The 12,977-nt window shown below is 73.0% G+C and carries 11 protein-coding genes and 1 riboswitch; of the genes, 9 read left to right on the forward strand and 2 right to left on the reverse strand.

Annotation, left to right across the window (positions count from 1 at the left end):
* The first annotated feature begins 67 nt into the window (after positions 1 to 67).
* From OHT57_RS14965 to OHT57_RS14995, 7 genes are all read left to right on the forward strand, one after another.
* Positions 68 to 1,093 (forward strand): MBL fold metallo-hydrolase, encoded by a 1,026-nt coding sequence (locus OHT57_RS14965; protein ID WP_328746889.1) that lies wholly within the window; start codon positions 68 to 70, stop codon positions 1,091 to 1,093.
* 77 nt (positions 1,094 to 1,170) lie between these two features.
* A riboswitch (cobalamin riboswitch) is annotated at positions 1,171 to 1,274 on the forward strand.
* Positions 1,275 to 1,418: 144 nt separating this feature from the next.
* Positions 1,419 to 2,594 carry a prenyltransferase/squalene oxidase repeat-containing protein gene (locus OHT57_RS14970; RefSeq protein ID WP_328746890.1) on the forward strand — a complete coding sequence of 392 codons (1,176 nt, stop codon included), beginning with the start codon at positions 1,419 to 1,421 and terminating at the stop codon, positions 2,592 to 2,594.
* On the forward strand, positions 2,591 to 3,217 hold the full coding sequence (locus tag OHT57_RS14975; protein ID WP_328746891.1) for an SCO2322 family protein: 627 nt from the start codon (positions 2,591 to 2,593) through the stop codon (positions 3,215 to 3,217). Before OHT57_RS14970 ends, OHT57_RS14975 begins: the two co-directional genes overlap by 4 nt.
* Positions 3,218 to 3,317: 100 nt before the next feature.
* Positions 3,318 to 4,355: a CbiQ family ECF transporter T component gene (locus OHT57_RS14980; RefSeq protein ID WP_328753204.1), complete on the forward strand. Its 1,038-nt coding sequence runs from the start codon at positions 3,318 to 3,320 to the stop codon at positions 4,353 to 4,355.
* Positions 4,352 to 6,067 carry an ABC transporter ATP-binding protein gene (locus tag OHT57_RS14985; protein ID WP_328746892.1) on the forward strand — a complete coding sequence of 572 codons (1,716 nt, stop codon included), beginning with the start codon at positions 4,352 to 4,354 and terminating at the stop codon, positions 6,065 to 6,067. The genes OHT57_RS14980 and OHT57_RS14985 overlap by 4 nt, the downstream gene beginning before the upstream one ends.
* A complete protein-coding gene (locus tag OHT57_RS14990) occupies positions 6,064 to 6,927 on the forward strand; it encodes an ECF transporter S component (RefSeq protein ID WP_328746893.1) in 864 nt (287 codons plus the stop codon). The genes OHT57_RS14985 and OHT57_RS14990 overlap by 4 nt, the downstream gene beginning before the upstream one ends.
* Before the next feature lie 285 nt (positions 6,928 to 7,212).
* Complete coding sequence (locus OHT57_RS14995) at positions 7,213 to 7,632, forward strand: transglycosylase SLT domain-containing protein (protein WP_328746895.1); 420 nt, start codon at positions 7,213 to 7,215, stop codon at positions 7,630 to 7,632.
* Between the two features lie 13 nt (positions 7,633 to 7,645).
* Here OHT57_RS14995 and OHT57_RS15000 read toward each other — a convergent pair whose 3' ends face one another.
* Positions 7,646 to 8,896: an alpha/beta hydrolase family protein gene (locus tag OHT57_RS15000; RefSeq protein ID WP_328746896.1), complete on the reverse strand. Its 1,251-nt coding sequence runs from the start codon at positions 8,894 to 8,896 to the stop codon at positions 7,646 to 7,648.
* A gap of 103 nt (positions 8,897 to 8,999) precedes the next feature.
* Between OHT57_RS15000 and OHT57_RS15005 the strand changes: the two genes are divergently transcribed.
* Positions 9,000 to 9,713: a YoaK family protein gene (locus tag OHT57_RS15005; RefSeq protein ID WP_328746897.1), complete on the forward strand. Its 714-nt coding sequence runs from the start codon at positions 9,000 to 9,002 to the stop codon at positions 9,711 to 9,713.
* Positions 9,714 to 9,730: 17 nt separating this feature from the next.
* On the opposite strand, the gene OHT57_RS15010 is transcribed toward OHT57_RS15005, so the two are convergent.
* Positions 9,731 to 10,564, reverse strand: coding sequence for an alpha/beta fold hydrolase (locus tag OHT57_RS15010; RefSeq protein WP_328746898.1), 834 nt, complete (start codon positions 10,562 to 10,564; stop codon positions 9,731 to 9,733).
* Between the two features lie 106 nt (positions 10,565 to 10,670).
* On the opposite strand from OHT57_RS15010, the gene OHT57_RS15015 reads away from it, so the two are divergent.
* On the forward strand, positions 10,671 to 12,932 hold the full coding sequence (locus tag OHT57_RS15015) for an ATP-binding protein (protein ID WP_328746899.1): 2,262 nt from the start codon (positions 10,671 to 10,673) through the stop codon (positions 12,930 to 12,932).
* Positions 12,933 to 12,977: the final 45 nt, after the last annotated feature.

The following is a 12,977-nucleotide window of genomic DNA, read 5'->3' on the forward strand; positions in this document are numbered from 1 at the left end:
GTGACCTCGGGCTACCGTCGAAACCCGTTCTAGTTATAGTGCTGGGAACGCGGTGATTGGGGAGCCCATGGCGCAGGTGCACGACCACGGCGGCGGCGTCCGGTCCATCCAGGTCCCCATCCCCGACAACCCCCTCGGCCACACCCTCGTCCACGTCGTCGACACCGACCGCGGGCCGGTGCTGGTCGACACCGGCTGGGACGACCCGGCGTCCTGGGACACCCTCGCCGAGGGACTGACCGCGTGCGGGACCGCCGTCGGTGAGATCCACGGTGTGGTCATCACCCACCATCACCCCGACCACCACGGTCTGTCGGGCGCGGTGCGGGATGCCTCCGGCGCCTGGATCGCCATGCACGCGGCGGACTCCGCGATCGTGCGACGCACCCGGGAGACCCGTGCCGAGCGCTGGTTCACCTACATGACGGCCAAGTTGGAGGCGGCGGGCGCCCCCGAGGAACACGTGGCGCCGCTGCGCACCGCCCGCCGCCGCGAACTCCCCGGCTTCTCCCCCGCGTTGCCCGACCGCGAGATCGTCCCCGGTGAACTCCTCGACCTTCCCGGCCGCAGGCTCCGCGCGATCTGGACCCCGGGCCACACGCCCGGCCACGTCTGCCTGCACCTGGAGGAGGAGCACCCGGCCGAACTCCCGGGCCACGGCCGCCTGTTCTCCGGCGATCACCTGCTCCCCGAGATCACCCCGCACATCGGCCTGTACGAGGACCCCGACGACGCCACCGTCACCGACCCCCTCGGCGACTACCTCGACTCCCTGGAACGCGTCGGCCGCCTCGCCCCCGCCGAGGTGCTCCCCGCCCACCAGTACGCCTTCACCGACGCGGCCTCCCGGGTACGGGAGTTGCTCGCCCACCACGAGGAACGCCTCACCGACCTGCACTCCCTCCTCGCCGAGCCCCTCACCCCCTGGCAGCTCGCCGAACGCATGGAGTGGAACCGGCCCTGGGAGCAGATCCCGTACGGGTCGAGGACCATCGCGGTCTCGGAGGCCGAGGCACATCTGCGGCGCCTGGTGAAGCTGGGCCGGGCGGAGGCGGTGACGGGGACCGAGCCGGTGACGTACGTGGCCGTCTAGCCGTTGGGCGGGGAGCGGCGCGGGGGCGAGGGCGCCGTCGCCGAGGCCGCACAGGCGGCTCTCAGGGGCCTGCCTACGGGCGAGTACAGTGGCCAGGTCGTCATCACACCCGTACAGGGGGAAGCCGGTGCAATTCCGGCGCTGACCCGCAACCGTGATCCGCCTCCCGGCGGTGAGCCGGACTGCCCCGCACGGTTCGTGACCGGCTCACGTGCACCGGCAACCGGCCGGTGCGCGGCACCGTCGAGGTATACGGAGCCGAGCCGCCCGGGGGCGGTCCTCCCGTGCTGTCCGGCTCCTTCCGTGAGAAGGGCATCCGCCGATCATGCACGTCCGCCACAGCGCCGCGGTCCTGGCCGCCACCGTCGTGATCGGCACGGCCACGCCCGCCGTCGCCGCCTCCCCGTCCCCGTCTCCCGCGTTGCCCTCCGGGCTGTACGGCAGCACCGACCCCACCTACGACGGGGTCTGGCGCCAGTCCCTCGCCCTGATCGCCCAGCACCAGGTGGACGTGGAGCCCGCCACCGCGGCCGTCGGATGGCTGGCCGGACAGCAGTGCGCGAACGGCGCGTTCGCGGCGTTCCGCGCGGACCCGTCGAAACCCTGCGACGCCAAGCTCATGCTCGACACCAACAGCACGGCCGCCACCGTCCAGGCCTTGTCCGCGCTCGGCGGCCACGACACCAGGACCGCAAAGGCGGTGACCTGGCTGAAGTCCGTCCAGAACAAGGACGGCGGCTGGGGGTACGCGCCCGGCGGTGCCAGCGACGCCAACTCCACGTCCGTGGTGATCGGCGCGCTGAACGCCTCCGGCGCCGACCCCGCCAAGGTCCTCAAGGACGGCAGGTCTCCCTACGACGCCCTGCTGAAGCTGTCCCTGCCGTGCGCCGACGGGGGCGCCTTCGCCTACCAGCCCGACAAGAAGGGCAAGCTCACGGCCAACGCGGACGCCACGGCGGCGGCCGTCGTCGGTGTGCTGGGCCTGGGTATGACGTCGGCGAAGGCCGGTGCGCCGGCCGACCTCACCTGCGCCGACGCGGCCCACCCCACCCCGGAGCGGGCGGCGGCCAACGGCGCGGCGTACCTGGCGAAGGCGGTCGCGAAGGAGGGCTATCTGCAGTCCGTCCTCCCCGGCGCCGAGGACCAGCCCGACTACGGCAACACGGCCGACGCGGTCGTGGCGCTGGCCGCGCGGGGCGGGACGACGGCGGCCGCGGGTCCGCTGCGCTGGCTGGAGCGGAACTCCGCGAAGTGGGCCGCGCAGAGCGGCCCGGCGGCCTACGCCCAGCTGATCCTCGCCGCGCGGGCCTGTGGCGCCGACCCCCGCGACTTCGGCGGCACGGACCTGGTGAAGCGGCTGACCGCGACGGGCCCGGCGCCGGCCACCGCGTCCCGGGACGACTCCGGCACCTCCGTGTGGTGGGTGGTCGGCGCGGGTCTCGCCGCCGGGGCCGGCATCGGCTTCCTCCTCAGCAGCCGCAACGAGAGGAAGCAGCCGTGACCCGCCGGGCGGTCGTCCTCTCCCTCCTGACGGGCCTGTTCCTCGCCGCCATGAGCCCCGCGCACGCCGCCGGCTACCGCTACTGGTCCTTCTGGGACCGCACGGGCACGACCTGGACGTACGCCACGCAGGGCCCGTCGACGGCGGTCCCCTCGGACGGTGACGTCCAGGGGTTCCGCTTCGCGGTGAGCAAGGACTCGGCGAGCGCGGTCACACCCCGCGGGACGGCGTCGTTCGGGACGATCTGCGCGAACACACCGGCGCTGGACGGCCATAAGCGGCTGGCCCTGGTCCTCGACTTCGGTACGCCGGCGGACGCCCCGCCCGGAGAAGTGCCGCCGTCGCGCCGCACCGAGTGTGCGTCGGTCCCCAGGGACGCCACCACCGCGGAGGCTCTGGCCGCGGTGGCGAAGCCCCTGCGGTACGGCAGCAACGCCCTGCTCTGCGCGATCGCGGGATACCCGGAGGCGGGGTGCGGGGAGCAGGTGGCGCAGGAGGAGGCGGGTTCGGGGAAGAGCAGGCCGGACGGGGGTCCGTCGGTGGGTCTGCTGGCGGGGTCGGCGGCGATCGTCGCGCTGGGAGCGGCAGCGGTGTGGCAGGCGCGGCGGCGTCGACGTGGGTAGTACCGGGCAGTCGTACGCTCCGGGCGGCTCACGGTTCGCGGAGAGCGGCGGCCCCGTCCGAACGACGGCGGGGGCACCCGTACACCCCGGCGCCTGGTGGCTGTGGTCGCTGAGCCTCGGTGTCGCGGCCACCCGTACCACCAACCCCCTCCTGCTGACCCTCCTGATCGTCGTCTCCGCCTATGTGGTGGCGACCTGCCGCCGACCGACCCCCTGGTCCCGCTCCTACTCCGCCTTCGTCAGGCTCGCCCTCGCCGTCCTCCTCATCCGTCTCGTCTTCACGATCACCCTCGGCTCCCCGGTCCCCGGCACCCATGTGCTGGTCACGCTCCCCGAACTCCCGCTCCCCGACTGGGCCCAGGGCATCCGCCTCGGTGGCAGGGTCACCGCGGAAGCCCTCGTGTTCGCCCTCTACGACGGCCTGAAGCTGGCCACCCTCCTCATCTGCGTGGGCGCGGCGAACGCCCTCGCCAACCCCCACCGCCTCCTCAAGTCCCTCCCCGGCGCCCTCTACGAACTCGGCGTCGCGGTGGTGGTGGCGCTCACCTTCGCCCCCCATCTCATCGCCGACGTCCAGCGCCTGCGCGCCGCCCGCCGTCTCCGCGGCCGCCCCGACTCCGGTGTCCGAGGCCTCCTCCAGGTCGGACTCCCGGTCCTGGAGGGCGCGTTGGAGCGCTCGGTCGCCCTCGCCGCGGCCATGGACGCCCGCGGCTACGGCCGTACGGCACACGTCCCGCCCCGAGTGCGCCGTACGACGACCGCCCTCACCGTGGGCGGCCTGCTCGGTGTCTGCGCGGGAACCTACGGCCTCCTCACCGCCGAGGGCGGCACGTACGGCATCCCCGTCCTCGTCGCCGGTCTGGCCGCCGCACTCGCGGGGCTGCGGCTGGGCGGTCGCCGCACTCCGCGCACCCGTTACCGTCCGGACCGCTGGAACTCCCGCTCCCTGCTGGTCGCCGGCTCCGGCGCGGCCGTGGCGGCGGCGATGTTCCTCGCGGGTGCCGGCGATCCGGCGGCCCTGCACCCCGGCGTACTCCCCCTGGTCGCCCCGGTCCTCCCCGTCCGGCCCGCCGCGGCCGTCCTGGTCGGTCTGCTGCCGGCCTTCCTCGCCCCCGCCGCCAAGGAGCCGTCGTCGTGATCCGCTTCGAGGATGTCTCCGTGACGTACGACGGTGCGGCCCAACCAGCGGTGCGGGGCGTCGGCTTCGAGGTGCCGGAAGGTGAACTGGTGCTGCTCGTGGGCCCGTCGGGGGTCGGCAAGTCCACGATCCTCGGCGCGGTGAGCGGCCTCGTCCCGCACTTCACCGGCGGCACCCTGCGCGGCCGGGTCACGGTGGCCGGCCGCGACACCCGTACGCACAAGCCCCGCGAACTGGCCGACGTGGTGGGCACGGTGGGCCAGGACCCCCTGTCCCACTTCGTGACGGACACGGTGGAGGACGAACTCGCCTACGGCATGGAGTCGTTGGGTCTGCCGCCGACGGTGATGCGCCGCCGGGTCGAGGAGACCCTTGACCTGCTGGGCCTGGTCCCGCTCCGGGACCGCCCCCTGGCCACCCTCTCCGGCGGCCAGCAACAACGCGTGGCGATCGGCTCGGTCCTCACCCCGCACCCCCGGGTCCTGGTTCTCGACGAACCGACGTCGGCCCTGGACCCCGCGGCGGCCGAGGAGGTCCTGGCGGTCCTCCAACGCCTGGTGCACGACCTGGGCACGACGGTCCTGATGGCCGAGCACCGCCTGGAGCGCGTGATCCAGTACGCCGACCAGGTGGCCCTCCTCCCGGCCCCCGGGGAACCTCCCCTGCTCGGCACCCCGGCCGAGATGATGGCCGTGTCCCCGGTGTACCCGCCGGTGGTGGCGCTGGGCCGGCTGGCGGGCTGGACCCCGCTGCCGTTGACGGTCCGGGACGCGCGGCGGCGGGCGGGGGAACTGCGGGAGCGGCTGTCCGGGCACGCACCTATGGACAGCGCACCCGCACCCGACAACGAAAGTTGCGCGGGCGGTGCGGGTGGTTCAGGTGGTGCGGGTGGGAGCCACAACAAGACGCTCCGACGGCCGACGTTCCGAAAGCGATCCGCCTCACCCGCACCCACCACCTCCCCCCTGGCCGCGGTCCACGACCTCTCCGTCCGCCGCGCCCGCGTCCAGGCCCTGAACCGCATCGACCTCACCATCTCCTCCGGCGAGACCATCGCCCTCATGGGACGCAACGGCGCCGGAAAGTCCACTCTCCTCAACACCCTGGTGGGTCTCGTCGAACCCTCCGCCGGATCGGTCAGGGTCGGTGGAGCGGACCCCCACCGCGCCACCCCCCGCGACCTCGTCCGCCGCGTGGGCCTCGTCCCCCAGGAGCCCCGGGACCTCCTCTATGCCGACACGGTCGCCGCCGAATGCCGGGCCGCCGACACCGACGCCGACGCGCCGACCGGCTCCTGCCGCGCCCTGGTCGACACCCTGCTCCCCGGCGTGAGCGACGACACCCACCCCCGGGACCTCTCCGAAGGGCAGCGGCTCGCCCTCGCCCTCGCGGTGGTCCTGACCGCCCGCCCACCCCTCCTGCTCCTCGACGAACCGACGCGGGGCCTGGACTACTCGGCGAAGGCCCGCCTGGTCGGCCTGCTGAGGGAACTCGCCGCCACCGGCCACGCGATCGTCCTGGCCACCCACGACGTGGAACTGGCCGCCGAGCTCGCCCACCGGGTGATCCTGCTGGCCGAGGGAGAGGTGATCGCCGACGGTCCGGCGGCAGAGGTGATCACGTCCTCCCCCTCCTTCGCCCCTCAGGTCAGCAAGATCCTGGCCCCGCAGCGGTGGCTCACGGTCGCCCAGGTGAGGGAGGCCCTGGCATGACCCGCCGCCCTGACATGACCCGCCCCTCTCCCACGCCCGTCTCCCCCGCCACGACCCGGGCCGTCCGTCTCGGCCCCCGTTCCCTCGTCACCCTCGCCCTGGTCAGCGCCGTGGGGGTCGTGGCCTTCGGCTGGCCCTTCCTGGCCCCGCCCACATCCCAGGTGGGCACCCACACCCAGGACGCCCCGTGGCTCTTCGCGGGCCTGCTCGTCCTCCTCGTCGCGGTTCTCGCCGCGGCGATCGCGGAGTCGGGGCTGGGGCCCAAGGCCGTGGCGATGCTCGGGGTGCTCGCGGCGACCGGCGCCGCGCTCCGGCCGATCGGCGCCGGTACCGCCGGGATCGAGCCGATGTTCTTCCTCATGGTGCTCAGCGGCCGGGTCCTGGGCCCCGGCTTCGGCTTCGCGCTCGGCAACGTCACGATGTTCGCGTCGGCCCTGCTCACGGGCGGGGTCGGCCCGTGGATGCCGTTCCAGATGCTGGCGATGGGCTGGTTCACGATGGGCGCGGGCCTGCTCCCCGGCCCCGTCCGGATCCGGGGCCGCGCCGAGGTCCACCTCCTCGCGGCCTACGGCTTCCTCGCCGCCTTCGCCTACGGCACCGCCATGAACATGGCCGGCTGGCCCTTCATGGGCGCCCTCGCCTCGAACATCGCCTTCGACCCGGACGCCGGCGTCCCCGCGAACCTGGCCCGCTTCGTCACCTACTGCCTGGCCACGTCCCTCGGCTGGGACCTCGGCCGGGCCCTGGTCACCGTCGTCCTGACGCTCACCCTCGGCCCGGTCCTCCTCAGGGCCCTGCGCCGGGCCACCCGCCGCGCGGCCTTCGAGGCCCCGGTCACATTCGAGGCGCCCGAGCGGTGAAGCGCCCCACATGACCCACCTCACCTACTAACGGGAACAGTAGGAACATTTCAGACATAACACCCTGTCCGCACCCCCTCTGACCTGCGCTTTGAGAGCCGGGTCACACAGGTGACCTTTCCCGGCGATTCGACCACAACTAGTAAAAGGGGTCATTGCGGACGCCCTCCGAGCCTGTTTCTCTGGATCACGTCGCACGGCGCCGACAAGCCCACGGGCCTCGGCGCCGACGCATGTCCCCCGGGTCTGCGAGCGGCACCCCCGTCCCCGAAGAAAAGGTTCTCCGTGTCCGTCTCCCGTATCGCCCGCCGCATCGCTTCTCCGAAGAAGGCCATCACCACCGTCGCGATGGCCGCCGCCACCGCCGGTCTGGTACTGACCGCGGCGCCGGCCCAGGCGGCGACCACCAACTCGTCCGCCCAGGCCAAGGCCATCGCGCACAAGATGATCCCGAACGCCGCGCAGTACAACGCGTTCAGCAAGATCGTCGAGCACGAGAGCGGCTGGGACGTCGACGCCACGAACTCCTCCTCCGGCGCCTACGGCCTGGTCCAGGCCCTGCCCGGCTCCAAGATGGCCTCCGCCGGCTCCGACTGGAAGACCAACGCCGAGACCCAGATCGAGTGGGGCCTCGACTACATGAACTCCCGCTACGGCAGCCCGACCGCCGCCTGGGCCTTCTGGCAGGCCAACGGCTGGTACTGAGCCGCCGCGCGGATCACCGCCGTACGCCGTCGAAGAACCGCACCACCTGCGGGGCCGAGACCACTGCCGAACCGAAGTGGTCCACGGCCCCCTGATCGACCACCCGCACCCTCGTTCCCTGACCGGCGAGGGTGCGGGCGCATGCGCGGGTGTTGCCGATGGGCACGTCGGTGTCGTCGTCACCGGCGTACAGCCGCACCGGCACGTCCGGCTTCCAGGCACAGGTGTGGTCGGCGGCGCGCATCGCGTCCAGCACGGCACCGGACGGGTGCCGCAGACGCTCGTACATGGCGGGCGTGAGCAGCTGCCTCACCGAGGGCGCGAGTCCCCTGATGACGTCCTCCTGTTCGTGGCTCCCGTCGAGAAGGCTCTCCACACGGCTCGCGTACGGCGTTCGGAAGGCGTCGGACGGGTCCTCGTAGAGGGGATGCAGGCGGTTCTGTGCGACCAGCCAGTACGCGATGTAGAGCACCCCGCTGACGTCGTTGACGCGGCCGTCGAACAGTGCGGGCATCTCCTGGCCCGCCAGGTCGTACGGCCCGCTGACCGGTGCCAGCGCTTTCAGCCGGAAATGCGGGTCGGCGCCCTGCTGCAGCGCCTTTCCGAGCGCCATCGCGACCTGTCCGCCCTGGGAGAAGCCCGTCGCATACACGTCCCCGGTGAGCGGTCGGCCGAGCCGGTCGGCGGCCGTACGGGCGGCGCGCAGCATGTCGACGGAGGCGGTCACGGACGAGGCGGTGTCCATGTACGGATGCGGGCCCGGGCCGCTACCGAGGCCTAGGTAGTCGGGGGCGGCCACGGCACGTCCCGCGCTCGCGTTCAGATACGACGGCACCCGCCCGAAGTCCTCGCTCGCCGAGGGCGCGTAGTCGCGGTCGACCATCGTGCCGTGGGTGTCGGAGACCAGGCCGAGGCGGTGGGCGCCGCCCTTGGGCAGCGTCAGCAGCCCTGTCGCGATGGTGTCCGCGCCGTACGGGTCGACGGTCCGGTAGGTCAGCCGGTACGCCCGCACGCCGTACCGCACCGAGTCGGCGGCGACGTCCTGTCCGCCCAGGAACGCCCGGACCGCCCCCGCGTCCCGGTCGGCGACCGGGGTGACGGAGATGAGGTCACCGCGGAGCGTGCGGTGCGGCTGCTCGCCGGCGGCTGTGGCCACCGGGGCCGCGGCGAGCCCGGCGAGCAGCAGGGCCGCCGCTGCGGCGAGTCCCCTCCGCGTCCGGCGGTTCACCCTAGTTTCATGGGATGTGCGCGTCTCATCACTCATGTCCTCGACGCTACGGACGCGCGTCTCACCCCGGCATCCGAGAGCCCCCCGCATCCGTGGTGGACTTGAGTGCACCCTGCCCATGCGGCTGTCCGGAGACTCGATGAGCGAACAGAGCAGCACCGACGCGAAGGCGACCGGCGCGAAGGCAGCCGACGACCCCGAGGCGCGTGGACTGCGCCTGGTGGTCGTGCTGTTGGGGCTGACGGTGGTCAGCGGGCTGATCGACGCGGTCAGCTATCTGGGCCTGGAACACGTCTTCACCGCCAACATGACCGGCAACGTGGTCGTGCTCGGCTTCGCCGCGGCCGGCGCGCCCGGCTTCTCGGTGGCGCACACGCTCACCTCGCTGGCGTGCTTCGTGGTGGGCGCTGTCGTGGGCGGCCGGGTCGCCGTACGGCTCGGCGGCGGCTCCCGCCGGACCTGGGCCCGGCTCACGCTCGCCGCCGAGGCGGTACTCCTGGGTGTCTCGGCCGTGGCCGCGTTCGCCGCGCCCGGCGCCACGGCCACCGTCTACACCCTCATCGCGGTCACCGCCTTCGCCATGGGCCTGCGCAACGCCACGGTCCGCAGGCTCGGTGTCCCTGACCTGACGACGACCGTGCTGACCATGACGCTGACCGGCCTCGCAGCGGATTCCCGTGCGGGCGGCGGACCGGGCACCCGTTCTCCCCGCCGCACGGCGTCCGTGATCGCGATGGTCGCCGGGGCCGCGCTGGGCGCGTGGCTGGTGCTCCACCACGGTCTGGGGATTCCGCTGGCGATCGCGGCGGGGCTGGTGGCAGTGCTGGCGGTGACCGCCTCGGGGCGCGAGTAACCCCCGCTTTTTGCGACCTACTTGGCGAGGAATGCCAGCAGCGCCGCGTTGATCTCCTCGGCGTGCGTCCACAGCAGCCCGTGCGGCGCGCCCTCGATCTCGACGTACTCGGCGGAGGGCAGCAGCGCGTGGAAGGGCCGTCCCGTCGAGTCGATCGGCAGGATGCGGTCACCGGTGCCGTGCACGATCAGTGCCGGTACGTCGACCTTCGCCACGTCGGCCCGGAAGTCGGTGGTCCAGGTCGGCACGCAGGCCACCGAGGCGTGTGCAGAGGAACCCGCGGCCACGTTCCAGCTGTTGCGCAGGGCCTCCTCGCTGATCCGGCTGCCCAGCGTCTCGTCCAGGTTGTAGAAGTCCTGGTAGAAGGCGCTGAAGTAGGCGTACCGGTCCTGGGTGACCGCCGCCAGAATCCCGTCGAAGACCTCCTGGGGAACGCCGGTCGGGTTGTCGTCGGTCTTCAGCAGGAACGGCTCCAGCGAGGCCAGGAAGGCGGCCTTCGCGACCCGGCCCGAGCCGTACGCGCCCAGGTAGCGGCCCACTTCGCCGGTGCCCATCGAGAAGCCGACGAGAACCGCGTCGGTCAGGTCCAGGCTCGTCAGCACCTTGTCGAGGTCCGCGGCGAAGGTGTCGTAGTCGTAGCCCGTGGTGGGCTGCGAGGAACGGCCGAAGCCGCGGCGGTCGTAGGTGATGACCCGGTGGCCGGCCTCCAGAAGCTCCGGGACCTGCCGCTCCCAGGAGTGGCCGTCGAGCGGGTAGCCGTGGATCAGGACGACGGGCTGTCCGGTGCCGTGGTCCTCGTAGTAGAGCTCGATCGGCGCGCTGTTCTCTTCACCAACGGTGATGTACGGCATGTGGGTTCGTCCTCTCGTTGCGGAGACTCCAGCTCACCACGGCGGGCCGGAGGCAACCAGGCAGAAGTACAGGCGGAAGTAGAGAGCACTTGGTCTAATTGTCATGATGACCAGTCATGATCCAGCACCAGCACCGTCCGAGGCCCCGCACGGCGGCACCGCCTTCGGCATGATGCTGCGCTCCCTGCGCCGGGCCGCCCGGCTGACCCTGGAGGAACTGTCCGAGGCATCCGGGGTCAGCGTGCGCGCACTCGGTGACCTGGAGCGCGGCCGCAGCCGGGGCCCTCAGCGCCGTACCGTCGAGGCGCTCGCCGTCGCCCTCCGGCTCACCGCCGAAGAGCGCGAGCGCCTCCAACGGCTGGCCGACGCCGGCCGGGAACGCTCGGGGGCGCCCGCCTCGCCGTATCTCCTGCGGACCGTCCCGGACTTCACCGGCCGGGAGCAGGAGCTGGCCGAGCTGGAGTCCCTGGCGATCGGCACACGCACGCGTGCCGTGGTGCTCTTCGGGCCGGGCGGGCAGGGCAAGACGACGCTCGCCGCGGAAGCGCTGCGCCGGCTGTCCGGCTCCTTCCCTGACGGCTGCGTCTGCGTCCAACTGCACGGCATGAGCGACTCGCCGCTGCCGGCCGGCGAGGCGCTGGTCCTCCTGCTGACGGCGCTCGGTCATCCACCGGAGCGGATCCCCGTCGACGTCGCGGCCCGCGAGGCCCTCTACCGGGCCACGCTCACCACCCGCCGTGCCCTGGTCGTCCTCGACGACGCGGCCGACGAGGCCCAGACCAGGCCGCTGCTGCCGGACGCCGAGGGCGGTTTCGTGCTGGTCACCAGCAGACGGCCACTGGCCGGTCTCGAAGGGGTGCGGCGGATCAGGCTCGGCGGGCTCAGCGGCGGGGAGTCGGCGCGGCTCCTTCAGCGGATCCTCGGCGCCCCGCGCACCGACGGACAGTCCGAGGCGATCACCCGGCTGACCGAGCTGTGCGGTCACCTCCCACTGGCCCTGCGGATCGTCGGCAACCGCCTCTCCAGCCGCCCGAGTTGGACCCCGGCCCGGCTGGTCGGCCAACTCGCGGACGAGGAACGCCGGTTGAGCGGGCTGGTCGCGGGCGACCTCGCGGTCCGTGGCGCCCTCACCCTCTCCTACAGCCAACTCACCGCGCCGCACCGGCTGTTACTGCGCCGCCTCACGCTGCTGCCCGGCCACGACACCGGTCCGGACCTCGTATCCGTCCTCAGCGGTGAGGACGCGCTCACCACCGAGGACTCCCTCGACCTGCTGGTCGACCGGGGCCTGCTGGAGGAGACCGCGCCCCGCCGATACGCCCTCCACGATCTCGTGCGGCTCTTCGCGCGCGAGCGGCTGCGGGACGAGGAGGAAGCCGCGGACACCGTCCGGCTGCGCATGGCGGACTGGCTGTTGCGCTCGGCCTCGATGGCGGGCCGCCTGTTCGAGGCGCCGGGCGCGCCGGAGCCGTGGGCGGCCGAGCCCGCCCCCTTCACCCCGGCGTCCGCCGAGGAGGCCGAGGAGTGGCTGACCGCCGAACGCGCCCACTGGGCAGGCGCGTTGCCGGTGATGTCCGCGGCGGCACGGCACCGGGAGATCCTCCACACGGCCCGCACCCTGTACTGGTTCTCGGACCGCTGGGACGCCTGGCCCGAGTGGCGCACCCTGTTCTCCCACGGTGTCCGGTCGGCGGCCGCGCTCGGCGACCGGGCGGCCGAGGCCTACCAGCTCAACTGCCTGGCCTGGACGTACGCGGTGACAGATGGACGGCACCAGGAGGCCTTGGAACATGCCCTGCGCGCACGGGAGTTGGCGACGGAGGCGGGTGACATCGCACAGCAGGCCTGGGCGTCGACCTATATCGCCGGGGCCTGTATGAGCCTCGGGCGCCCCGCGGAGGCGGCCGAAGCCGCCGAGGACGCGGTACAGCTCTTCGCCCGCACCGGTGACGAGGCGGGCCTGGCGGTCTCCCGGCGCGTCCTCGGCAGTGCCCTGCGGGAGGCGGGCCGCGCCCGGGAGGCACTGGCCGTCCACCGGGCCCTGCTCGGCACCCGGGCCGGTGACGTTCCCGGGTTCCAGGAGTTCACCGAGGCCATCCTCCGCCACCAGATAGCCCGCGACCTGCTCGCCCTGGAGCGGTGGTCGGAGGCAGTGGATGCCTTCCGGGCCGTCATGGCTCCCGTCACCCACGGCGGCACCAACCGCTTCCAGGCCCTTGCCCTCGCCGGCCTCGCCACGGCCCTGGAGCACTGCGGCGAACTCACCGAGGCCCGCGTCCACTTAACAGAGGCCCACCGCCTGTTCACCACGGCCGGCGACACGGCGTCCGCGGCGGAGACGACGACGGCGATCGAACGCCTCGGGTAGCTCCGCGCCCCACTCCACCCCCGCCGACACCGTCGGCAATGCAAG

The sequence above is a fragment of the Streptomyces sp. NBC_00285 genome (genome assembly GCF_036174265.1).
In the GTDB taxonomy this organism is placed as follows: Bacteria; Actinomycetota; Actinomycetes; order Streptomycetales; family Streptomycetaceae; genus Streptomyces.

Coding starts and splice junctions, on each gene's coding strand:
- OHT57_RS15005 (WP_328746897.1), top strand. CDS start 9,000: ATGAGCGAACAGAGCAGCACCGACGCGAAGGCGACCGGCGCGAAGGCA.
- OHT57_RS15010 (WP_328746898.1), bottom strand. CDS start 10,564: ATGCCGTACATCACCGTTGGTGAAGAGAACAGCGCGCCGATCGAGCTC.
- OHT57_RS14990 (WP_328746893.1), top strand. CDS start 6,064: ATGACCCGCCGCCCTGACATGACCCGCCCCTCTCCCACGCCCGTCTCC.
- OHT57_RS15000 (WP_328746896.1), bottom strand. CDS start 8,896: ATGAGTGATGAGACGCGCACATCCCATGAAACTAGGGTGAACCGCCGG.
- OHT57_RS14965 (WP_328746889.1), top strand. CDS start 68: ATGGCGCAGGTGCACGACCACGGCGGCGGCGTCCGGTCCATCCAGGTC.
- OHT57_RS14970 (WP_328746890.1), top strand. CDS start 1,419: ATGCACGTCCGCCACAGCGCCGCGGTCCTGGCCGCCACCGTCGTGATC.
- OHT57_RS15015 (WP_328746899.1), top strand. CDS start 10,671: ATGACCAGTCATGATCCAGCACCAGCACCGTCCGAGGCCCCGCACGGC.